The following is a 20,849-nucleotide window of genomic DNA, read 5'->3' on the forward strand; positions in this document are numbered from 1 at the left end:
TTAGGCCGTGGCCGCGATGCCGCCGCGCGTGGCCAGGACGAAGTCGGTGAACGTTCCCACCGAGGCGAAGTCCTCGATGTCCAGAGTGCCCCCGGGCCGGCCGGGTGGGGTGTGGGGGTTGGGAGGGTCAGTCGACCGCGACGGCTTCCTGGGCGGCGTCGACGCGCCGGTAGGAGCCGGACTCCAGCTCGGTCACCGCGTCCGGCCGCTCCGGCCGCCAGCCGAGGGCGGTCCGGGCGGCGGCTCCGCTGACGCTCTGGTCAAGGGCGAGCGCGCCCGCGAAGAGCGGGCCGAAGGTCTCGGCGGCCTGTTCCACCGGCACCGCCTGCGGGGCGCCGGACACGCCGGCCGCACGGCCGGCGGCGCGGGCGAGGTCGCGCACCGGGACGGCCGACTCGCCGACGCCGTGCCAGACGGTGCCGGCCTCGGCCCGCTCGGCGGCGGCCACGAACAGCTCGGCGAGGTCGTCCACGTGGACGACCGGCCAGCGCACGCCCTCCGCGCCGTAGTACTCGGGCACGCCCTGTTGGCGGGCCCGGTCGACCAGGATGGCGGGGATGCCGCCGCCCCGGCCGTACACGATGCCGGGCCGGACGACGACCGCGCGCACGCCCTCGGCGCTCTCGGCCAGGACCCGCTGTTCGATCAGCGGGCGGTAGCCGACGATGTCGATCGGGCGGGTCGGGGCGTCCTCGGCGACCTCCTGGGCCTCGCCGGTGGCCCCGAGCACCCAGACGCCGCTGGTGTAGACGAACGGGCGGCCGGTGCCGCGCAGCGGAGCGGCCAGCGCCTCGATGACGGCGGCGTCGACGTCGGCGTCGCCGCTCGGGGGAGCCAGGTGGATCACGGCCTCGATGTCGGGGGTCACCGCACCGGCCAGCGAGGCCGGGTCGGCGGTGTCGCCGATCACCCGCGCGTGCCAGGCCCGGCCGGGCTGTGGCTCGCTGCCGCGGGTGAGTGCGACGACCTGGTGGCCGGCGGCGACGAGGTGCTCGGTCACGGCCGAGCCGATGTAACCGGTGGCACCGGTGAGCAGGGTTTTCATGTCATCCCCCAGTGTCGAACATTTCGATGTCAAAACTATAGGCAGATTCGGTCCGCGCCGTCAAACACTTCTACATCGAAATGTTAGGCTGGGCGCATGACGGAACAGCAGCCGCAGCACGACGGCGTCGACCGCATCACCGCGCAGTGGCGCGCGGTCCGCCCCGACCTGGACGCCTCCCCCATGGCCGTGATCGGCCGTCTCTCCCGCGCCTCGCGCCTGCTGGAGCGCGGGATCAAGGAGAACCTGGCCGTGCACGGCGTCGAACCCTGGGAGTTCGACGTCCTCGCCACCCTGCTGCGTTCCGGGCCGCCGCACGTCCTCAACGCGGGCGAGCTCAGCTCGGCCGCGATGGTCAGCTCCGCGGCGCTCACCAACCGCATCGACCGCCTCGTCGAGAAGGGCCTGGTCGACCGGGACGTCGATCCGGCCCACCGCCGCCGGGTGCTGATCTCGCTGACCGACAGCGGGCGGGAGCTGGCCAACCGTCTCGTCGAACACCACCTGGCCGGTGAGGAGCGCCAGCTCACGGGGCTCACCACCGGCGAACGCGACCAGCTCGCCGCCCTGTTGCGGCGCGTCCTGCTCACCCTCGGCGACCACGCGGAGGATCCCGCCGAGCGGTGAGCGGGGGCGGCGGACGGGCGGGGCGGCGGACGCGCGATCGGGTCGACACGGCCCGGCGGGCACTACCCTCGGTTCCATGTCGAATCCCGATGGACTGCTCGTCAAGATCGCCGCGATGGTGGAGTCCGAGCGCAGTAACCAGATGCCCCTGACCGTGGTCGTCCCCGGTGCGGTCATCACCGGCCGGCTGGCGCCGGAGAGCCTGTGGCTCGAGCGGGTTGCGGAAGTCCTCACCGCCTCCGACTTCCTGAAGCCCTTCGCCGCGCTCTTCACGCCGCAGGCTGGCGGCGACGGCGCCGGTGCGGCGGCCGGTACGGGGGCCGGTGAGCACGGCACACCGGCCACCGCACGGCCGACCCACCTGCACCTGCACGTCGCCCGCATCCTGCAGGGCAGCTACGGCCTGCCCCACACCGGCGGCATGTACCGCATCGCCATCGCCGACATCAGCAGCTGGACGGTGGGAGACCTCAGCTACTCCGACCAGTGACGCCGCGGTGCTCGGGTCAGCCGGCGCCCTGAGGTGAACGGGTGCGCAGCAGCCGCCAGGTGGCCGGGCCGATGAGGCCGTCCGCGGTGGCTCCGGCCTGCTGCTGCAGGGCGACGACGGCCTGCCGGGTGCGCTCGCCGTACCAGCCGTCGACGTTCCCCTGCCCGAGGTCGAAGCCCAGGCGCTGGAGGAGGCACTGGGCCTCGGCGACGTCGTCCATCGAGGTCCCGCCCGTCGGCGGCGGGAGCGGGAGGGTGGTGGTCCCGCTGAGGCCGGCGTACCAGAGGCCGTTCTCCTCGCGGAACGCACAGGCGTACGGGGCGTAGGGGGCGACGGTGAAGGGGACCCAGCCGGTCTGCCGGTGGGTGGTCTCGTCGGTGACGCGGGCCTGGTAGGTACCCGGTTTGTCGGTGCGGGCGCAGGTCCACTGCCAGGTCAGCGAGCCGCTGTCGGTCACGATGTTGCTCTGGCGGGTGCCGAGCGGGAAGAGCTTCCCGTCGGGTGAGCGGATCTCGTTGGTGTAGCGGCCTCCGGGGGTGAACCCGGAGGACGCGTTGAGGAGCCTCGTCCCGGGCTTGTCGCAGCTGCCCGTGACGCGGAAGTGCAGCGGCGGCTGCGCGGTGAGGCGCGCGGTGGCGAACCAGGCGGTCAGGGCGAGGAGGACCGCGCCGGTGCCGCTCCACAGGAGCAGCCGCGGCTCGCGCCACCGGGGCGCGGCCGGTGGCAGTGCGGCGGTGACGCCGACGGCGCGCAGGGCTTCGCGGCCCGCCTCGTCGGCCGCGGCCGCCCACCTGTCGGCGCGGCTGACCGTCAGGGTGCCCAGGCCCTCCTCGCGGCGGTGCAGCGAGACCACCCCGACGATCCGGCCGTGCGCCCAGACGGCCGATCCCGACATCCCCTCCCATGGGGAGCGGTCCGGGTCCGGGTCCCGTTCGGGTTCCTGGACCCGCAGCTCCAGGGTGCCCTCCCTGCGGTCGGCCAGCGGCGCGATCTCGCCGCGGGCGTGGCAGGAGTCCCGGTACGAGGTGAGGCCGTCGGCGTCGTCGCGCCGTTTGAAGAAGGGGAAACCGAGCGCGCTGGAGCGCAGGCCCGCGTCGCGCTCGCGGACCGCCGCGAAGCGCGCCGCCCTGACGCGCCGCGCGCTCCTTCGCGCGCCCCCCGCGCCGTCCGCGCCGTCCGCATCGCCCTCGCCCCCGGGGTCGGCCGCGTCCAGGGCGAGCAGGGCCGCGTCGGCGCGCGCGTCCGACCACAGGACGCGTGCCGGAGCGCTCCACTGCGCCGGGCGGTCCGCCTCGAAGCGGACCGTGACGCGGGTGGCGAGCCGCACCACGTGCGCGGCGGTCAGCACCACGCCCGCGCGGACCAGGTAGCCCGAGCCGCGGGTCTCGCGGCCGTCGGTGTGCCGGACGATCACTTCTGCGGCCCGCTCGCCGCGCAGTCCGGTCACCGCCGTGCCGCCGCCCCGGCGCCGGGGCCGATACCGATGCCAATGCCGATTCCGATGCCGATGCCGATGCCCGGGGAGGCTCCGTCAAGTCCCAATACGACGTTCATGCCCGGGAGTTGCCCAGGGCCGCGGCGAGCCATGCGGGACTTCGAGAAGTCCTATAGTGGGGTCGCGTCCAGCCCGAACCGACCCCGGAGCGACCAGTGATCGAGCTGTCGGATGTCATCCACGACCTGCGGGGCCAGTTGGAGAAGGCCATGGCCGACGCTGTCGGCCGGACCATCGCCTTCGAGCTCGGCGACATCGAACTGGAGGTCGCCGTGGCGGTCGAGCGTTCGGGGCAGGCGGGTGCCAAGGTGCGGTTCTGGGTCGTCGAAATGGGCGGCGACGCCTCGCGCACTCGCACCGACACCCAGCACATCAAGCTGACCCTGCACCCGCGCGTGGCCGCCACCGGCCGGCCCCCGGAGGTCTCCGGGAGGTCCCTGCCCCGCGAGCGGTGACCGGTGCCCGGTCCGGTCCGACGGCGACGGCCGCCGGGAGCCGCGGCCGGGCCGAGGGGCGTCCGCCCGGGGAGAATCGCGGTATGCGGATCCTGATCGTCACCGCCGGCTCGCGGGGCGACGTCGCGCCCTTCACCGGTCTGGGGCGGCGTCTGCTGGAGGCGGGCCACCGCGTCTCCGTGGCCGCCCACCCGTCGTTCGCCGCGCTCGTCGGCGGCTGCGGGCTCGACCACCGGTCCGTCCCGGGAGACCCGCAGGAGCTGGTCCGGGCCCGGGCGGCCTCGCCCGAGGAGGCCCGGGCGGCGTCGAGGGCGTACGTGGACGGGCTCGCCGACGGCGTGGCGCGGGCCGTCGCCGACGGGGCGGACCTGGTGCTCACCGCCTTCGGCCCGTCCCCGTTCAGCCGCACGGCCGGGGAGGCGTTCGGCGTCCCCGTCGTCGGCACCTACCTCGCGCCGGCGTTCGCCACCGGGCAGTTCCCCCTGCCCGGTGCCCGGGACGCCGACGGATCGGGGCCGGAGGGCAACCTCGCGGCGGGCCGGGCCGTACTCGGCCGGGCGGAGGCGCTCTTCGCCGATGCCGTGACCCGGCTGCGCGCCCGCCTCGGGCTGCCCGCCGACGCGCGCCCGGCGCCCGGGGGCGTCCGGCCGGTCTTCCACGGCTTCAGTCCGCTGGTGGTGCCGCGCCCCGCGGACTGGCCGCCCGGGGTCGAGGTGACGGGCTACTGGTGGCCCGTCCGGCCGCAGCGCTGGCGGCCCCCGGCCGACCTGGTCGACTTCCTGGGGGCCGGACCGCCGCCGGTGTTCATCGGCTTCGGCAGCATGGCGCCCGGGCAGGGCGAACGGCTCGGCGAACTGGTGGCCGCCGCGGTGCGGCGAGCGGGCGTGCGGGCGGTGGTGCAGGCCGGTTGGGCCGGACTGAGCGGGCACGGCCCGGACGTCCTGGCCGTCGGTGACCTCCCGCACGACTGGCTGTTCCCCCGCACCGCCGCCGTCGTCCACCACGCCGGCGCGGGCACCACCGCGGCCGGGCTGCGGGCCGGGGTGCCCGCGGTGCCCGTCCCCGTCATGGCCGACCAGCCGTTCTGGGCGTCCCGGCTCCACCGGCTGGGCGTGGCGCCCAGGCCCCTGCCGTTCCGGGACCTCACCGCCGAGGCCCTCGGGGACGCCCTGACGGCCTGCCTGTCCGACCCGGCGCGCCGCCGCCGCGCGGCCGGGCTCGCCGGGCGCCTCGCCGCCGAGGACGGCGCGGCCCCGGTGCTCGCCCACGTCGCGGCGCACGGCGCGGGCCGCCGTGGCGGGTGATCACGTCATCGGCCTGGACGCCGGCCGCGAGGACCGCCGGCGGTCGGGGGAAGGGCTCAGCGCTCGGTTCCGGGGGTCTGGACCGGGATGCCGCCGAACCGTCTCCGCGTGGACCGCGGAGCGCTCGGCGAACCGGTAGAAGCCGCGGAACGGGGAGTCCACGGTGGTGCCGTTGGGCCGAACTGCTCCGGGCGGGCCGGTTCGGGTCGGCCCGCCCGGGGACGTAGAACTCGTGGCTGCCGACGGCCCGGGCCACCTCGCGGGGCTTCGGTCCCTGGTCCAGCGCCTTCCGGACCTCGGCGCACTCGAAGCCGTAGCCGCGCGGGGTGATGCCGCCCGCGACGGCCAGGCCCGACGAGCGCGGGCTGGTGGCGCCCTGATGTCCTTGCGCGCTGCGGCAGTCGCCGAGCGGGCGTTGACCGCCGGCCCTTCCCGGCTGTTGGCTCGGGGCATCGTCCCGGCCAACGGAGGCCGGGGACAAGCCTGTTGGGGAGGAACCATGCCCGTACCGCACCTTGCCCGAACCCGCACCGCGCTCGCCGGCGCGGTGGCCGTCGTGCTCGGCGCGGTCACCGCGGGGCCCGCCGCCGCGGGGCCCGCCGCCGTGCCGCCGCCGGTCGTACGGATCAGCCAGGCGCCCGGCGGGGCGCAGCCGGACGGCGACTCCTACCTCGGCGGCCTCTCGGCCTTCGGCCGTTACGCCGTCTTCACCTCGGACGCGGCCAACCTGGTGCCCGGCGACACCAACGGCAGTTCCGACGTCTTCGTGCGGGACCTGGTGACCGGCCGGACCGAGCGCGTCAGCGTCGCCGACGACGGCGGTCAGGCCACCGGCTCCTCCTCCGGGAGGGCGATCAGCGCCGACGGCCGCTACGTCGCCTTCGCCTCGGACGCCGGCGGTCTGGTCCCGGGTGACACCAACGGTGTCTTCGACGTGTACGTCCGTGACCGGGTCGCCGGGCGCACCGAGCGGATCTCCGTCGGGGACCCGTCGCAGCCGCAGACCGGCGGCACCGACACCCCGGTGATCAGCTGGGACGGCCGGTACGTCGCCTTCGCCTCCGGGCGGGGCGACCTGGTGCCCGGGGACACCAACCACGTGGCCGACGTCTTCGTGCACGACCGCCGGACCGGCACCACCCGGCGTGCCAACGTGGCCGACGACGGCACGCAGGCCGAGAGCCCCGCTCGCCACCCCGCGATCAGCGCCGACGGCAGCCGGGTCTCCTTCATCTCCCGGGACAGCCTCGCCCCCGGCTCCGGCGGCGACCCGGAGGAGGAGGCGGCGGACGGGCGGCTCGCCCGGACGTATCCGCTCTACGTCCACGATCTGCGCACCGGGACCACCCGCCCCGCGAGCGTGGGCCCCGACGGCAGGACCTACGGCGTCCTCGACGGCGGGCTGAGCCCGGACGGTCGTTTCGCGCTCTTCAGCTCCTACACGTCGCCGGCCACCGGCTACGCGCACCCGCAGGTCTTCGTCCACGATCTGCGGGCCGGTACCACCACCCTGGTCAGCACCGCCCACGACGGCGCGCCCGGTGCGGGCGACGGCCAGTCGTACTCCCCCGTGATGACCGCCGACGGCCGACGGGTCTACTTCGCCTCGAACGCCGCCAACCTGGTGCCGGGTGACGGCAACGGGGTCGCCGACGTCTTCCGGCGCGACCTGTGGACGGGGGCGGTGGAACGGGTCGGTCTGACCACCGACGGCTCGCAGCCCCCGGTCGAGTCGGACGGTCCGGCCGTCGACGCGCTGGGTACGTCGGTGATGATCGCCTCGGCCGACGCCCCCGGGATTCCGGGGGACACCAACCAGCACCAGGACGTCTTCCTGCGCCGGCTGCCGCTGTTCTGACGGTTCCGGTGCGGCGGCGCGCCACCGCTCCCGGCGCGGCGGCAGGCCGGCGTGCCGCCGCGCCGGGTGGCGGCTCTCAGCCGGTGGCCAGCAGGGGGGCGAAGGCCGCGAACCAGAGAGCCGCGAAGGTGGCGACGGTCATCACGGGCACCACGAACCGGGTCTCCAGCCTTCCGCCGGTCCGCCGGATCAGCACCAGCTCGAAGCGCCTCCGGTACGGCCACAGGAGGGGAGCGCCCCGCGGGGTCAGGCAGTCCCCCAGCAGGTGGGCCAGGGTCCCCAGGCAGACCGCGTACGGGATCCAGACGGCGATGCCGGGGAACCAGGCGGCCACCGTGGCCGTCCCGACACCGGCCAGGCCGACGGAGGTCAGCCATGCCGTCGGCCCGTGCCCGGGCGGGTGCAGGTGCAGCGCGCGGGCGGCGAGAGCGAGGAGGAAGAAGGTCAGGCCGAGGGTGAAGCCGTCTCCGAGGCGTGTGACGCCCGCCCGGGTGCCCCAGCCCGCGAGCGCCACGAACACCAGGGAGTGGGTGGCGTGGCGGTGGCCGCCGCACAGCCGGCCCACCAGGCCGCACAGCCCCCTGGAGAGCGGGCCGAACAGGTGGGCGGGCGTCGCGTCGCGGTGGTCCAGGTCGGGCAGCACCGCCGCCCCGGCGCAGAGCAGCGTGCCGACCAGGATCTCGCCCGGCCGCGGCTCCACGCCCACCAGCGCCTCCGGCAGGAAGGGCGCGGTCGCCGCGTAGGCCAGTGCCCCGCTGAGCGCGTGTGACTGACCCAGCACGACGACCCGCCCCCTTGCCTTCCGCTCCCGCCGGACACCGCCCGCTCCGCCGGTCGCGGAGGGCGGGGTCCGTCTGCCCGCCGCTCCCGTTCCCAATCCCCCGGGCCGGGACGGTGGCGGGCGGAGTTCAGCAGACGCCGACGCCGGGCAGCTGGTTGCCGGGCGACTGCAGGTAGATGTTCGTCACGTAGCCGCCGTACTGCGGCAGGTACGCCCACCAGTCGTTGAGGTAGGGCGGGACGGAGACCGACTCGCCCTGCTTCTGGCACGTCACCAGCGCCTCGACGCCGGCGGGCAGCACGGTGATCGGCGGCTGGGAGGTGTCGGGGCCCGGCCGTACCCGGACGTTCTCGCCCCAGGTCCCGAACCAGCTGCCGGCCGGCTGGACGGCACCGGGGACGTTCAGCGAGCGGGTGAGGCGGCCGAGATCGGTGTAGGCCTTTCCGTAGGTGGTGCCCACGGGGTGCGAGGTGTAGACGGCCACGATCGTGCGGTCGCCGGTGCCGACGGTGCCGGTGCTGTGCAGGACCGGGCGGGTGAGGTCCACGGCCGTGCCGCCCGCCGGGCCGGCGGGCGCGACCGTCGGCGGGTGGGGCGGCTGCGGTGTGCACCCTCCCGAGGAGAAGCCCGACCAGCCCTGCTTGGCGGCCCACGGCTGCTCGAAGGCCCCGGCGATCCCGAAGCGCTGGTCGAAGCCGTCCGTGCCGCACCTGGTCGAGGCGTGCAGGTTCCCGAGCACGTGGTCGCGTACCGCCGCCGGCGCCTGCTCCAGGAGGTAGCGGTAGATCCGTACGGTGTCGGCCGCGGTGAGGGCGGTGTAGCCCCAGTAGCCCTCGTAGGTCGCGGGCGGGCGGGCGGTGCCCGTCAGCGCCAGCCGGGTGACCATCCGGTCGACGATCGCGCCGGCGCCGTTGTTCGCCCAGTAATAGCTCGCCGCGTAGTCGTCGCTGCTGCGCAGCATGGCGTCCAGCCGGACGCGGTCGGCGGACGGGATGTCGTAGGCGGGGCCCCGGTTCCACAGGAAGTCCAGGGCGATCAGCAGCTTGACCACCGAGGCGGAGCGGAACTGGGTGGTGGCGTTGAGCTGTTCGGTGAAGGTGCCGCTCTGCCGGTCGTAGACCGCCACCCCGGCGGTGACGCCGGGCGGCACCTGGAGCGAGGAAACGGCCCGGCCGCCGGCGGGCGGTGGGGAGGCCTCGGCGGCGACCGCCGTGGGGGCCGGAAAGACCGTCAGCGCGAGAGCGGCCGACAGCAGGGCGACAGCGGCACGCGCGCCGGACCGACGCGAGCGCGTACGAGACATCACGGCAGACTCCTCGACGTCGCGATGCGAGAGCCTCGGTCGGGACCTCGCATCCGCTCCGGCGGCCCGGCGGTGGCCGGACCGGCCGGCGGATCGGTCCAGACCTTTCCACAGTCCGGCACACCTGTCAGCATGTTTGACCACGGACGAAAGGAAGCGGCCGACCGATTGACCGTCATGAGGGCGGCGGGAGGTGGGCGTACGCTGCCGAGATGGAACGACGGACGGTGGGACCCCTGCTTCCCGAGCTGCCGCTGCAGGAGCTGGAGTGCTTCGCCGTGCTGGTCGGGGAGCTGCACTTCCGGCGGACGGCGGAGCGGTTGGGGCTCTCGCAGGGGCGGGTCTCCCAGCTGATCAAGCGGCTGGAGAGCCGGATCGGTGCTCCGGTGTTCCGGCGGACCAGCCGCCGGGTGGAGCCGACGGCGCTGGGGCGGGAGCTGGCCGAGCAGGTGGTGCCCGCCTTCGAGCGGCTGCGGGAGGGGTACGGGAGCGCCCGGGCGCGGGCGGCGACGGCGCGGCCGCTGCGGCTGGGCTTCCAGTGCGCGGTGTACGAGCCGGTCGCCCGGGTGATCGCGGGCCTGCCGGAGGGCGCCACGCAGCTGGTCGAGCTGCCGTGGGCGGACCCGTTCGGCCACCTGGCCCGGGGCGAGGTGGACCTCGCCATCGTGCTCGCCCCGTGCCGGGAGCCCGACCTCCAGGTGCTGATGGAGTTCTCCCGGCAGCCGGTGCACGTGGCGATCTCCGCCGGGCAGCGCCTCGCCGGGGCGGGCGGGACGGACGGGGTGAGCGCCGAGGAACTGGCCGCGCTGCCGCTGATCGAGCCGCGCGGCCCGGCGCCCGCGTACTGGCGGCAGGTGAACGCGCCCCGGCGGACGCCGAGCGGACGGGAGCTGAGCTACCCGGCGGGGGCGGCAACCATCCAGGAGGGCCTGTCGATGGTGGCCGGCACCCGTCGGGGGCTGCTGCTCTGCGAGCGGAGCACGATGTACGTCCAGCGCCCGGACCTGCGCTTCCTGCCGGTGCCCGAGCTGGAGCCGACCACCCTGGAGGTGGTCCAGCACGAGCGGCGGCCGCACCGGCTGGCCGCGGAGTTCGTCGCGCTGCTGGCCGGGCAGGTCGACTGAGCGCTACCCGTCGCGTCGCCGGCCGCGCGGCCGCGACAGCGCGGTGAGCAGCAGTCCGGCGCCGGCCAGCCCCGCCGCGGTGAGCAGGACGGCGCCGGTGCCGGCGCGGTCGACCACCTGGCCGCCGGCGAGGGAGCCGAGCGCGATGCTCGCGTTGAACACGCCCGCCCAGAGCGCCGCCGAGGCCTCGATCACGGCGGGGTCGGCGGTGCGGACCCAGGTCTGGGTGGAGACCGACACCCCGCCGTACGCGACACCCCAGAGGAGCAGGACGAGCAGCACGGTGACGACGCCTCCGGTGGCGTGCGGGAGCAGCAGGGCGGCCAGGGCGACGCCGCCGAGGGCGAGGGCGACGGCCGTCCTCGGGTGGCGCCCGGACAGCGGGCCGAGGGTGAAGTTCCCGGCGACCCCCGCCAGTCCGTAGCCGAGCAGGCAGGCGGCGATCGCACCGCTGCTCAGGCCCGCGTCGGCTTCGAGGACGGGCCGCAGGTAGGTGTAGCCGGCGAAGTGGCCGAGCACGACGAGGGCGGTGACGGCGATCGCGGTGGCGACGCCGCGGTGGCGCAGGGCGTGGGCCGGTCCGCGCCGGTGTGCGGGGCCGCGCGCCGGCAGCGGGGGCAGGGTGGCGGCGAGGACGGCGGCGCAGAGGACGCCGAGCGCGGCGAGCGCCCAGAACGCGGCGCGCCAGTCGAGCAGGGCGGCCAGGTAGGTGCCGAGCGGGACGCCGAGGACCGAGGCGACGGAGACTCCGGAGAAGATCAGTGTCATGGCGAGCGCGACCCGCGGGCCCTCGGCGAGGCGCGGGCCGAGGCTCGCGACCAGGCCCCAGACGATGCCCATCGCGACGCCCAGCAGGATCCGGGCGGCGGCGAGGACGGCGAAGTCCGGTGCCAGGGCGGACAGCGCGTCGGCCAGGGCGAGCAGGAGCATGAAGGCGACCAGGACGGCCCTGCGGTCGCGGCGGCCGACGATCCTCGGGGCGAACGGGGCGAGGGCGGCGGCGAGCAGTCCGGTGATGGTGAGGGAGAGACCGGTGACCCCGTCCGTGACGCCGAGGCTCTGCGACATCGGGGTGAGCAGGCCGACCGGCATCATCTCGGAGGACACCACGGTGAAGGTGGCGAGCGCGACGGCGAGGACCGGCGGCCAGCGGGTGGCGGTGGGTGGGGCCGACGGTGGTGCGAGGACTTCGGCGTCTGTCATGCGGCCAGCTCACCAGCCGGCGGAAGGGCCGAACAAGATCGATCAGCTCATCGACCGATGAGCCCGGCTCATCGATCGTGGTGCCGCGCCGGGCGGTCGGCCCGGCGCGCGCCGAGCCGACCGCCCGGCCCGCGGCCAGGCCCGGGGCCCGGAGGGTTCCGCCGTCCGAGAGGTAGCCGGTCCGGCCGTCGAGCAGGACGCCGTCGGCGTCGTCGACGGCCGGGTCGACCCCCTTGTCCGGGTCGAGGACGGACGGCTAGGCGCGCAGCCTCAGGGGCGTCAGGTGCTCGGGGCGGATCAGCCGGGTGCCCGGTGACAGGGCGCGGACCTGGGAGACGAGGCCGTCCAGGTCCATCGTCCGGTCCTGGACGGCCGGGTTCGTCAGCGGCGACTCGAAGTCGTCCCAGTGCACGGGGATCACCGTTCGCGGGGAGTCGAGGGCCTTGAGGAGCCGCGGAACGTAGCGGTGGACGGCCCGGGCGGTGCTCTCCACGGAGATCATCGCGATGTCGGGCTCCAGACCGGCGAAGTTGCGCTCGACGAAGTCGCTCGCCCCGGTCAGGAGGGCCGACGGGCCGTCACCGACCCGGACCTGGAAGGCCAGGGTGTCGCCTTCGGGGAGGTCGCCGATCGTCCTGGGCGCCTTGGCCGGCGGCGCGTTCAGCGTGCCGGGGACCCAGTAGCGGTGCTTGGCGTTGCGGCTGTGCAGACTGGCCACCACCTCGACGACGAACCCGCCGAAGTCGAGCACCTCGCCGCCCTTGACCACGATCAGCCGCGCGGGGTCCACGCCCATCGCCTGCAGCAGGTGGCAGGTGGTGGCGGTCCCCACGACGGGGATGCCCCGGCTCCTGGCGATGTGGGGGACGTCGTTGACGTGGTCCCAGTGGCTGTGGCTGACCAGGACGATGTCCGGCGTGCCGATGTGCCGGTCGACCAGGTCGGTGGCGATGGTGAGCCGGGTCTTCGGGTCGAAACCGTTGGTCGGGAAGCGCGTGATGTACGGGTCGAACAGGACGGTCTTCCCGTTGCCCTCGATCCGCCAACCGCTGTTGCCGAGCCAGGTGAACACCGTTTCGGCGTCGCCCCGGGGCTGCTGCGGCTCGCTCGCGGCCGCCGTGGCCGCGCCACCGACCACGGGGAGTAAGGCGGCCCCCGCGACCGCCGTACGGAGGAGGCCTCGACGGGCCCATGTGTTGTCACTCATGCCCCGAGAAGACGATCACACCGGCGCCGCGGTTCCACCCGGTCCCGCCGGCCGCGGTGGGCCTTCCGCTCCCCGCGGCCGCCTGCTGCCATACTCCACGGATGGGCAACGCTGACGACGAGCGGCGGGAGCGTTCCGCGGCGGACGGACGGCATCACGGCGAGCCGCACGAGACCGGTGGCCTGGGCGGCCGGCTGAACTGGCTGCGGGCCGGGGTGCTGGGGGCCAACGACGGGGTGGTGTCGACGGCCGGACTCGTGGTGGGCGTGGCCGGCGCCCGGTCCACGGCGAGCGAACTGCTGACGGCGGGACTGGCCGGACTGCTGGCGGGATCGCTGTCGATGGCCGCCGGGGAGTACGTCTCGGTCAGCACCCAGCGCGATTCCGAACGGGCGGCCCTGGCCCAGGAGCGCCACGAGCTCGCCACCGCGCCGGAGGCGGAACTCGACGAGCTGACCGGACTCCTCACCGCCAAGGGGCTGACGCCGCAGCTGGCGCGGCAGGTCGCCCTGGAGCTGACGGCGCACGACCCGCTCACCGCGCACGCCGAGGTCGAACTGGGAATCGACCCGAAGGAGCTGGCCAACCCGTGGCACGCCGCCTGGGCCAGCTTCGCGGCCTTCACGGTCGGCGCGATGCTGCCGCTGCTGGCGATCGTGCTGCCGCCGGCCTCGGCGCGGGTCCCGGTGACCGTCTTCGCCGTCCTGGTCGCCCTCGCGGTCTGCGGCTGGGGCTCCGCGCGCCTGGGCAACGCGCCCGCCCGGCCCGCCGTCCTGCGCAATGTCGCCGGCGGCGCCCTGGCCATGGCGATCACCTACGCGGCCGGTTCCCTGCTGCACGCGTCCACGCTGTGAGCACCCGGGCCCGCGCGCAGCCGCCCACCCGGCCGATCGCCTTGCGCTATAAGTCTGTTGACGTATTTTCGGGCGGGGATACCCGTGGACGTTGACCACGGAGCCCGCGCGGCGCTTGGCTGTCCCGCAGAGCCCGTCGCCGGGAGGGAGCCCGGCCGGGCGATCGGAGGGGACTCATGACTCGTACCACCCGGACGACCCGCAACCGGTGGCTCGCGGGCGGCGCCGGCGCGCTGGCCGCGGCCGCCCTGCTCGCCGCCACCGCCGCCCCGGCCCAGGCCGGCCCGCCGCCGCGCGGCACGGTCCAGGTCAGCACCGGGGTGAACGGCGCGGTGCCCGACGACCAGTCCGCGAGCCAGGGCATCAGCGCCGACGGCCGCTACGTGCTGTTCACCTCCTGGGCCACCAACCTGGTGGAACAGCCCGGGAAGAGCTGGCGGGACGCCTACGTGCGGGACCTGCGCACCGGGCGCACCGAGCGCGTCAACCTGTCCGACGCGGACGAGCCGCTGGACGGCTTCACCGACTACGTCGCGATCAACGCCAACGGCCGCTACGTCGCCTTCGAGAGCGACGCCGAGGACGTGGTGCCCGGCCTTCCGGTGAAGGGGCGCGACGAGGTCTACGTCCGCGACCGCAGGACGGGGCGCACCGAACTGGTCAGCGGCAGCACCACCGGCACCGACACCGACAAGTTCCACGCCTCCTACGCGCCCTCGATCAGCGCCGACGGCCGCTACGTGGCCTTCGTGTCCTCCCGGACGGACCTGGACCCGACCGTCGTGGACACCCCCGACCCCGCGCTCACCAGGCCGTACACCTGGAAGTACAACGTCTACCTCACCGACCGGTGGACCCACACCACCCGGCTGGTCTCGCGCGACGCCGACGGCAGGCCCGGCGAGCTCCTGTCGCTCCACCCCACGATCAGCGCGGACGGCCGCACCATCGGCTTCTCCTCGCTCTCCCAGCTGCTGCCGGAGGAGCAGACGCCCGGCCTCGCCGCCGCGTCCGCCGCCACCGACGTGGAGCTCACCCCGGGCGCCGCCGAGGCCGCGCGCCGCAGCCTCCCGCAGGCCCCGGCGCAGACGATCACGGCCCACCCGACCTCCGCCGTCTACTACACCTACGACGTGCCGTCCGGGAAGCTCACCCCGGTGAGCGTCGGCCTCGACGGCGTGCTCGGCTACTCCAGCTTCGAGGCGACGATCAGCCCCGACGGGAAGCGCGCGATCTACACCCTGCCCGAGCCCGGCGGCTCCACCGGCGGCCACCGCTACCACACCGTGCTCCACGTCCGGGACCTGAGGACGGGCGCGGTGACGAAGGTCAGCGGCGGTCTGCCCGGCACCAGCTCGGTCGGCTCCTCCGACCACGGCTCGATCACCGCGGACAACCGCTGGATCCACTTCGAGTCGGCCGCCGACAACCTGGTGTCCGGCCCGCAGCACCAGGGCTGGGACGTCTACCGCCAGGACCTGCGCACCGGCCGCACCGAGCGGGTCTCGACCGCCCCGGACGGCTCGCTCGGCAACGGTTCCTCCAGGGCGCCCTTCGTGGACGCCGCCGGCCGCACGGTGGTGTTCGAGTCGACCAGCGGCAACCTGGTCGCCGGAACCGCCGCCCCGGAGAGCGAGCGGTCCCAGGTCTTCGCCAGGCCCACCGGACGCCACCACGGCGACGGCGACGACCGGGGCGAGGACGAGGACAGCTGACCGGGGCCGGGTTTCGTTTTCCGGACGGCCGCCGGTCGGGTTGTTCGCTCACGCGGCTGCGGTCCGGTGCCCCGAGGGCCGACTGTGGGGTGGGACCGTCCGCCGGCGGGCACCCGGCTGTCGAAGGGACTGCACCGTGTACCCGGAGCTTCGTGTGACCGATCGGCCCGCGGGGCCCGGTACCCGCCTACTGGTGCTGGACGGCGAGGCCGACCTGGACACCGCCGCCGTCCTGTCCGAGGCCCTGGACGCCGCGCTCGGGTACCGGCCCGCCCCCAGCCTGATCACGGTCGACTGCGCCGGGCTGACGTTCTGCGCCTCCGCGGGCCTGAACGAGTTCCTCCGGGCCCGCCGGAGCGCGATGACGGCCGGCATCGCCTTCCGCCTCACCCGGCCCCGTCCGCAGCTGCGGCGGCTGCTGAGGATCACCGAGGTCGACACCGTTCTCGAGGTCGAGGTCGAGGACGGTGCCGGCCTCGACCCCACCGACGCGAACTGCTGAACGGTGAGCGGGTGAACGGGTGAACGTCCACCGTCCGGCCCGTACCGCCGCGGCCGGGTTTTCCTCCGGGCGCGCGGGCGCGTAGCGTCGTCACACCCGGCACGCGGAGCAGGCCGCCGTGCCGACGGACGGGTGGTGACGATGATCGAGTCGTTGTCCTTCGACAGCGCGAGCGCGGAGGCCACGGAGGAGTTCCTCTCCACCGCCTACACGCCGATGCGCATCGGCAAGTCGGTGGTCGACGCGAGGGCACGCATCAACCGCCGGGCGGTGGGCGGGCTGAGCGTGGACCGGTTGTCCTTCGGCTACGACATGGCCTTCAACGCCGAGAGCCTGCGCCGGGTGTGCCTGATCAGCATGCACTCCGGCACGCTCGCCGTCCGGGACGCGGGCGGGGAGGAGACGGTGTTCGGCCCCGGCGAGACGTTCCTGATCGCCCCTCCGGACGCCCCCTACCGGGGCGAGGTCCGCGCGGCCCGCTACACCATCGCCATGTTCGACAGCGGTCTGCTGGACGCCGTCGCCCCCACCGGCGCCGACGGCAGCGGGCCGGTCCGGCTGACCGGGGCCCGCGCCGCCGACCAGGCGGCGAACCGGCAGCTGGGCGCCGCCGTCGCCTATGTGCGCGACCACGTCCTGGACAACCCGGTCGCCTGCGAGAGCGCTCTGCTCGTGGCCACCGCGGCCCAGCACCTGGCGGCCGCGACCCTGGCGGCCCTGCCGCACACCGCCCGCACCGACCCGGCGGCGGACCGGACGGACGCCATGCCCGCCACGGTGCGCCGGGCGGTCGCGTTCATCGAGGCGAACGCGGAGCGGGACATCGCGCTCGCGGACATCGCGGCGGCCGCCTTCGTCACCCCGAGGGGCCTGCAGTACGCCTTCCGCAGGCATCTCGGGACCACCCCGCTCGCCCATCTGCGCCGGGTGCGCCTGGACGCGGCGCACCGGGAGCTGCTGGCCGCCGACCCGGCCGGCACGACGGTGACCCGGATCGCGATGCGCTGGGGCTTCGCGCACGCCGGCCACTTCGCGGGCCTGTACCGCCGCACCTACCTGCGGCGGCCCGGCGACACCCTGCGCGAGCGCGGCTGAACCTGGTGCGGTGCCGACGGGAGCGGTCCGGTGCCGGCGAGGCCGGGAGGACCCGCCCGCCGGGCGGCCCGTGACCGGCGGCTACGCCGGTGCCGCGGTGTGCCAGCCGGCGATCCACCAGGCGGTCAGCAGGGTGGCGGCGCCGGCCGCGGCCATCGCGGTGCCGGTTCCGGCCGCCGCGGCGAGGAGGCCGAAACAGGCGGGGCCGACGCCCTGCAGGGTCATGGTCCCGGAGTGCAGCAGCCCGAACGCCTGGCCCTGGAGAGCGGCGGGCACGCAGTCCACGAAGGCGCGCTGCAGCCCCAGGGCGTAGGCGAAGCCGGTGCCGGCGCAGAACAGCAGGACCGCGCTCGTCCCGACGCCCGGACCGGCCGCGAAGGCCAGCAGGGGAAGCCCCGTCACCGCGGCGAGCGGGGCCACCAGCCGCTCCCGCACGCAGGGCCGCAGGAGACGGCCCACCACCAGGGCGCCCGCCAGCATGCCGGCCGGCACACAGGCCATCAGCAGGGCGTAGCTGCCGGGGGCGAAGTGGTGCTGCCCCGCGTAGGCGACGATCAGCGCCTCGGCACCGGCCGCGGCGGCGCCCGGCAGCCATTGCGCCAGCAGCAGCCGGCGCGGGTCCCGGGCGCCCAGGAGGGCGGCCGTCCCGCGCAGGCCGGCCTTCGCCACCGAGCCGGACGGCTCACCGTCGGCCTTCAGCCGCGGCAGGCCCAGGCGCGCCGCCACCGCCGCCGAGAGATGCAGGGCCGCGCCGACGGCGAGCGCCTGACGGGTGCCCAGGGCGGCCACCGCCGCGCCGCCGAGGGCCAGGCCCGCGAGTTGGGCGACCGAGGAGGCCATGCTGTTCAGCGACCGCCCCAGCACATAGGCGTCCCCCGTCAGCCAACGGGCCACCAGCCGCCCGGAGGCGCCGTGGAACACCGGCGTCACCAGGGCGACGAGCGCCACCAGCGCCAGGTCAGCCGCGACGGACAGCGGCAGCAGGGCCAGGGCCAGCGCCGCCGCGCTCTCCAGCAGGTAGCCGCCGGAGATCAGCGCCCGCGGCGGCAGCCGGTCGGCGAGCGAGCCGAGCAGCACGGTGCCGAACATCTGGGGCAGGAAGCCCGCCCCGAAGGACACCGCGCTCAGCAGGGGCGAGCCCGTGGTGCTGAAGACCAGGACGGAGAACGCCGAGATGCGCAGCGAGTCGGCGGTGATCGCCACGGCACGGGTGAGGAAGAGCAGTCTGAACCGGCGTTCGGCCAGGACCTCCCGGTAGGTGGTGCGACGCGTCGGCGGGTGAGTGGTCATGCGCGGCAGCCTTCCGGTGGTGTCCCGGCCGGGGCGAATGATTCGTCCCCCGGCGTAAGGCCGCGCCCGGGACCGCACGCCCGGGGCCGCGCGCCCGCGTCGTAGGCTCGGGGGATGCTCCGCTTCGAGGTCGCCGCCGAGGCGCTGCTGCGCAGCCGCTTCGCCCTCTCCCCCGCCATCGAACTGGCCGGCCTGCTGCGGGCCCTGGACGGCCGGGGCGGGCGGCTGCCCGCCGCGTGGACGGCTCGGCTGCGCCCCGTCTTCGAGCGGCTGCGCGCCGCGGGCGACCTGGACGCGGCGCTCGCCCTGCACACGCCGCGCTCCGCCCCCGACTTCCTCGCCGCGCCGCCCCGGGGCCCGGCCCAGACCTGGGCCGACGACCTGGCCGCCATCCGCTCGACGCCGCCCGCCCGGGCCCGCGCCGAGATCGCCCGCGCGCTGGCCGTGCGGCCGGTCACCGAGGCCCGGGTCGGGCGGATCCTGGCCGCGCCGGACGTGGTGGAGCGGATCGCCGCCGCCCTGGACGAGGCCTGGCACGAGCTCCTGGCCGCCGACTGGCCGCAGTTGCGCGCGGTCTGCGAGCGGGACGTGGTCCACCGCGTCGGCCGGATCGGCGAGCAGGGCTGGGCGGCCGTGATCGCCGACCTGCACGACGGCGTGCTGTGGCGCGACGGGGCGATCGAGATCGACCTGCCCACCGACACCGTCGCGGTGGCCGGGGAGGGACTGCTGCTGATCCCCTCGGTGTTCGTCCGGCCGACCGTGGCCGCGCATCTGGCGGCGCCCTGGCCGAAGACCCTGATCTATCCCGCCCGCGGCACCGCCGCCCTGCTGGAGACGGCGCCCGCCGCGGCGCCCCGGGCGCTCGGCGCGCTCCTCGGAGGCTCCCGGGCGCGGATCCTGACCGCGCTGGACACCCCCGCCAGCACCAGCCAGCTCGCCCGTCAGCTCCGGCTGGCGACCGGCGCGGTCGGCGACCACCTCGCCGTCCTGCTCAACGCCGGTCTGCTCAGCCGGGCCCGCTCGGGACGCTCCGTGCTCTACCAGCGCACCGCCCTCGGCGACGCCCTGGCGGCGGCCGGGGGCGGCGGCTGAGGGCCCGGGCCGCCGCTACGCGAGCGGACCGGGCCGGGGCGGGGCGGGGGTGCGGATGGCGAGGATGGCCATGTCGTCGTGGCCGTCGCTGGGGTGGTGGTCGGCGAGGGCGCGGACGAGGGCGTCCAGGGGGTCGGCGGCGTGGGCTGCGGCGAGGGCGGCGAGGGTGTCCAGGCCCTCGTCGATGGAGCGCCCGGGGTCCTCGACGAGGCCGTCGGTGAACAGGACGACCGTGCTGCCGGCGGGCAGCGGGTGGCTGTGGTCGGGCCGGTGGATGTCGGGGTCGACGCCCAGGGGGATGCCGGGTTCGGCGTGCAGGTACCGGGCGTGCCCGTCGGGGGTGAGGACGAGCGGCGGCAGGTGACCGGCGGTGCTCCAGTGCAGGGTCCAGCCGTCGGCGGCGGGTTCGATCCGGGCCAGGCAGGCGGTGGTGACGGGCAGGTCGGTGATGGCGCGCACGGTGTGGTCGAGCTGGGTCAGGACGGCGCTCGGCGGGGACTTGCGGTCGAACAGCAGCGCGCGGAGCATGTTGCGTGCCTGGGCCATGGCGGCGGCCGCGTTCAGGTCGTGGCCGACCACGTCGCCGATGACGGCCACGCAGGCCCGGTCGGGCAGGACCGCGGCGTCGTACCAGTCGCCGCCGACGCCGGCCGGTTCGGCGGCGGTGCGGTAGACCGCGGCCCCGGAGAACGGGGTGAGGTCCGGCAGCGTGGGCAGCAGCAGCCGCTGGAACTGCTCCGCGCTGTCGCGCAGGTAGCCGTACAGACGGGCGTTCTCGATGGCGATGCCGGCCGCGCCCGCGAGGGCGCGCACGATCTCCTCGTCCTCCTCGTCGAACAGCCGGCCGTCCTCGCGCTCGGAGAGGTAGAGGTCGCCGTAGATCTCGCCGCGGACGGTGACCGCCACGCCGAGCAGTGTGCGCATCGGCGGATGGCCGGGCGGGAAGCCGACCGACGCCGGGTGGGAGGGGATGTCGTCCACACGCAGCGGCTCGGGGTGGTGGATCAGCTGGCCGAGCACGCCGCGGCCGTGCGGGAAGTCGACGCCGGTCAGGGCCGCGCGCTCCTCCGCCGTCAGGCCGGCGGTGATGAACCGCTCCAGGTGGTCGCCGGACGGGGCGAGCACGCCGAGGGCGCCGTAGCGGGCACCGACCAGGTCCATGGCCGTCGTGACGATGCGGTGCAGCACCGCCGGCAGGTCGAGGTCGCCGCCGATGGCGAGCACCGCCGCCAGCAGTCCCTGCAACCGGTTCTTGGCCCTCGCCAGGGCCCGCAGCTGCGCGGCGACGCCCTCCAGCCGCTCGTCCGGATCCGGCCGGAACCCCGGGTGGTCCTCCTCACCCGGCGGCCAGGCCGGCTCCACGCCGGAATTCACGACACCGTCCCGTTCATCGCGCCAACGCTACG

The 20,849-nt window shown here is 75.5% G+C and carries 19 protein-coding genes; 11 read left to right on the forward strand and 8 right to left on the reverse strand.

Annotated elements, in window-relative coordinates; translation table 11 throughout:
• Positions 1-127: 127 nt before the first annotated feature.
• Complete coding sequence (locus tag ABT238_RS36240) at positions 128-1,045, reverse strand: NAD-dependent epimerase/dehydratase family protein (RefSeq protein ID WP_350564781.1); 918 nt, start codon at positions 1,043-1,045, stop codon at positions 128-130.
• Positions 1,046-1,141: 96 nt separating this feature from the next.
• Between ABT238_RS36240 and ABT238_RS36245 the strand changes: the two genes are divergently transcribed.
• Together ABT238_RS36245 and ABT238_RS36250 are read left to right on the forward strand one after the other, a co-directional pair.
• On the forward strand, positions 1,142-1,672 hold the full coding sequence (locus tag ABT238_RS36245) for a MarR family winged helix-turn-helix transcriptional regulator (RefSeq protein ID WP_350564783.1): 531 nt from the start codon (positions 1,142-1,144) through the stop codon (positions 1,670-1,672).
• Positions 1,673-1,748: 76 nt separating this feature from the next.
• Positions 1,749-2,162 carry a GvpU-like protein gene (locus ABT238_RS36250; RefSeq protein ID WP_350564785.1) on the forward strand — a complete coding sequence of 138 codons (414 nt, stop codon included), beginning with the start codon at positions 1,749-1,751 and terminating at the stop codon, positions 2,160-2,162.
• A gap of 16 nt (positions 2,163-2,178) precedes the next feature.
• On the opposite strand, the gene ABT238_RS36255 is transcribed toward ABT238_RS36250, so the two are convergent.
• Positions 2,179-3,609 (reverse strand): peptidoglycan-binding domain-containing protein, encoded by a 1,431-nt coding sequence (locus tag ABT238_RS36255; RefSeq protein ID WP_350805615.1) that lies wholly within the window; start codon positions 3,607-3,609, stop codon positions 2,179-2,181.
• Positions 3,610-3,812: 203 nt separating this feature from the next.
• Here ABT238_RS36255 and ABT238_RS36260 point away from each other — a divergent pair, with 203 nt between their 5' ends.
• From ABT238_RS36260 to ABT238_RS36270, 3 genes are all read left to right on the forward strand, one after another.
• On the forward strand, positions 3,813-4,112 hold the full coding sequence (locus tag ABT238_RS36260) for a trypco2 family protein (RefSeq protein ID WP_350564788.1): 300 nt from the start codon (positions 3,813-3,815) through the stop codon (positions 4,110-4,112).
• A gap of 83 nt (positions 4,113-4,195) precedes the next feature.
• A complete protein-coding gene (locus ABT238_RS36265; RefSeq protein ID WP_350805623.1) occupies positions 4,196-5,416 on the forward strand; it encodes a glycosyltransferase in 1,221 nt (406 codons plus the stop codon).
• A gap of 499 nt (positions 5,417-5,915) precedes the next feature.
• The gene (locus ABT238_RS36270; protein WP_350805626.1) at positions 5,916-7,274 is read left to right on the forward strand and encodes a TolB family protein; all 1,359 of its coding nucleotides are present in this window, start codon (positions 5,916-5,918) and stop codon (positions 7,272-7,274) included.
• Between the two features lie 76 nt (positions 7,275-7,350).
• Here ABT238_RS36270 and ABT238_RS36275 read toward each other — a convergent pair whose 3' ends face one another.
• On the reverse strand, positions 7,351-8,055 hold the full coding sequence (locus ABT238_RS36275) for a metal-dependent hydrolase (RefSeq protein ID WP_350564793.1): 705 nt from the start codon (positions 8,053-8,055) through the stop codon (positions 7,351-7,353).
• Between the two features lie 127 nt (positions 8,056-8,182).
• Positions 8,183-9,358, reverse strand: a complete 1,176-nt coding sequence (locus ABT238_RS36280) for a hypothetical protein (protein ID WP_350805684.1) — start codon at positions 9,356-9,358, stop codon at positions 8,183-8,185.
• 212 nt (positions 9,359-9,570) lie between these two features.
• Between ABT238_RS36280 and ABT238_RS36285 the strand changes: the two genes are divergently transcribed.
• Positions 9,571-10,482, forward strand: coding sequence for a LysR family transcriptional regulator (locus ABT238_RS36285; protein ID WP_350805631.1), 912 nt, complete (start codon positions 9,571-9,573; stop codon positions 10,480-10,482).
• Between the two features lie 3 nt (positions 10,483-10,485).
• Here the strand turns inward: ABT238_RS36285 and ABT238_RS36290 are convergent, their stop codons facing one another.
• The gene (locus tag ABT238_RS36290; RefSeq protein ID WP_350805637.1) at positions 10,486-11,685 is read right to left on the reverse strand and encodes an MFS transporter; all 1,200 of its coding nucleotides are present in this window, start codon (positions 11,683-11,685) and stop codon (positions 10,486-10,488) included.
• A gap of 256 nt (positions 11,686-11,941) precedes the next feature.
• Positions 11,942-12,892, reverse strand: coding sequence for an MBL fold metallo-hydrolase (locus ABT238_RS36295; RefSeq protein WP_350805642.1), 951 nt, complete (start codon positions 12,890-12,892; stop codon positions 11,942-11,944).
• 101 nt (positions 12,893-12,993) lie between these two features.
• Between ABT238_RS36295 and ABT238_RS36300 the strand changes: the two genes are divergently transcribed.
• From ABT238_RS36300 to ABT238_RS36315, 4 genes are all read left to right on the forward strand, one after another.
• On the forward strand, positions 12,994-13,746 hold the full coding sequence (locus tag ABT238_RS36300) for a VIT1/CCC1 transporter family protein (RefSeq protein WP_350572235.1): 753 nt from the start codon (positions 12,994-12,996) through the stop codon (positions 13,744-13,746).
• Positions 13,747-13,922: 176 nt separating this feature from the next.
• Positions 13,923-15,461, forward strand: a complete 1,539-nt coding sequence (locus tag ABT238_RS36305; protein ID WP_350805648.1) for a TolB family protein — start codon at positions 13,923-13,925, stop codon at positions 15,459-15,461.
• A gap of 154 nt (positions 15,462-15,615) precedes the next feature.
• The gene (locus tag ABT238_RS36310) at positions 15,616-15,963 is read left to right on the forward strand and encodes an STAS domain-containing protein (RefSeq protein WP_350805654.1); all 348 of its coding nucleotides are present in this window, start codon (positions 15,616-15,618) and stop codon (positions 15,961-15,963) included.
• A gap of 141 nt (positions 15,964-16,104) precedes the next feature.
• Positions 16,105-17,058, forward strand: coding sequence for an AraC family transcriptional regulator (locus ABT238_RS36315; protein ID WP_350572238.1), 954 nt, complete (start codon positions 16,105-16,107; stop codon positions 17,056-17,058).
• Between the two features lie 81 nt (positions 17,059-17,139).
• Here ABT238_RS36315 and ABT238_RS36320 read toward each other — a convergent pair whose 3' ends face one another.
• Positions 17,140-18,348 carry an MFS transporter gene (locus ABT238_RS36320; protein WP_350805660.1) on the reverse strand — a complete coding sequence of 403 codons (1,209 nt, stop codon included), beginning with the start codon at positions 18,346-18,348 and terminating at the stop codon, positions 17,140-17,142.
• 114 nt (positions 18,349-18,462) lie between these two features.
• On the opposite strand from ABT238_RS36320, the gene ABT238_RS36325 reads away from it, so the two are divergent.
• Complete coding sequence (locus ABT238_RS36325; RefSeq protein ID WP_350572240.1) at positions 18,463-19,443, forward strand: ArsR/SmtB family transcription factor; 981 nt, start codon at positions 18,463-18,465, stop codon at positions 19,441-19,443.
• Between the two features lie 15 nt (positions 19,444-19,458).
• On the opposite strand, the gene ABT238_RS36330 is transcribed toward ABT238_RS36325, so the two are convergent.
• The gene (locus ABT238_RS36330; RefSeq protein ID WP_350805687.1) at positions 19,459-20,739 is read right to left on the reverse strand and encodes a PP2C family protein-serine/threonine phosphatase; all 1,281 of its coding nucleotides are present in this window, start codon (positions 20,737-20,739) and stop codon (positions 19,459-19,461) included.
• Positions 20,740-20,849: the final 110 nt, after the last annotated feature.

This window comes from Kitasatospora sp. NPDC001527 (genome assembly GCF_040298605.1).
Classification (GTDB): Bacteria; Actinomycetota; Actinomycetes; order Streptomycetales; family Streptomycetaceae; genus Kitasatospora.

What these genes read in the sequence shown, in the direction of transcription:
- ABT238_RS36240 (WP_350564781.1), bottom strand. Translation starts at nt 1,045, where the DNA reads ATGAAAACCCTGCTCACCGGTGCCACCGGTTACATCGGCTCGGCCGTG.
- ABT238_RS36245 (WP_350564783.1), top strand. Translation starts at nt 1,142, where the DNA reads ATGACGGAACAGCAGCCGCAGCACGACGGCGTCGACCGCATCACCGCG.
- ABT238_RS36250 (WP_350564785.1), top strand. Translation starts at nt 1,749, where the DNA reads ATGTCGAATCCCGATGGACTGCTCGTCAAGATCGCCGCGATGGTGGAG.
- ABT238_RS36265 (WP_350805623.1), top strand. Translation starts at nt 4,196, where the DNA reads ATGCGGATCCTGATCGTCACCGCCGGCTCGCGGGGCGACGTCGCGCCC.
- ABT238_RS36270 (WP_350805626.1), top strand. Translation starts at nt 5,916, where the DNA reads ATGCCCGTACCGCACCTTGCCCGAACCCGCACCGCGCTCGCCGGCGCG.
- ABT238_RS36280 (WP_350805684.1), bottom strand. Translation starts at nt 9,358, where the DNA reads ATGTCTCGTACGCGCTCGCGTCGGTCCGGCGCGCGTGCCGCTGTCGCC.
- ABT238_RS36285 (WP_350805631.1), top strand. Translation starts at nt 9,571, where the DNA reads ATGGAACGACGGACGGTGGGACCCCTGCTTCCCGAGCTGCCGCTGCAG.
- ABT238_RS36290 (WP_350805637.1), bottom strand. Translation starts at nt 11,685, where the DNA reads ATGACAGACGCCGAAGTCCTCGCACCACCGTCGGCCCCACCCACCGCC.
- ABT238_RS36295 (WP_350805642.1), bottom strand. Translation starts at nt 12,892, where the DNA reads ATGAGTGACAACACATGGGCCCGTCGAGGCCTCCTCCGTACGGCGGTC.
- ABT238_RS36300 (WP_350572235.1), top strand. Translation starts at nt 12,994, where the DNA reads ATGGGCAACGCTGACGACGAGCGGCGGGAGCGTTCCGCGGCGGACGGA.
- ABT238_RS36305 (WP_350805648.1), top strand. Translation starts at nt 13,923, where the DNA reads ATGACTCGTACCACCCGGACGACCCGCAACCGGTGGCTCGCGGGCGGC.
- ABT238_RS36315 (WP_350572238.1), top strand. Translation starts at nt 16,105, where the DNA reads ATGATCGAGTCGTTGTCCTTCGACAGCGCGAGCGCGGAGGCCACGGAG.
- ABT238_RS36320 (WP_350805660.1), bottom strand. Translation starts at nt 18,348, where the DNA reads ATGACCACTCACCCGCCGACGCGTCGCACCACCTACCGGGAGGTCCTG.
- ABT238_RS36325 (WP_350572240.1), top strand. Translation starts at nt 18,463, where the DNA reads ATGCTCCGCTTCGAGGTCGCCGCCGAGGCGCTGCTGCGCAGCCGCTTC.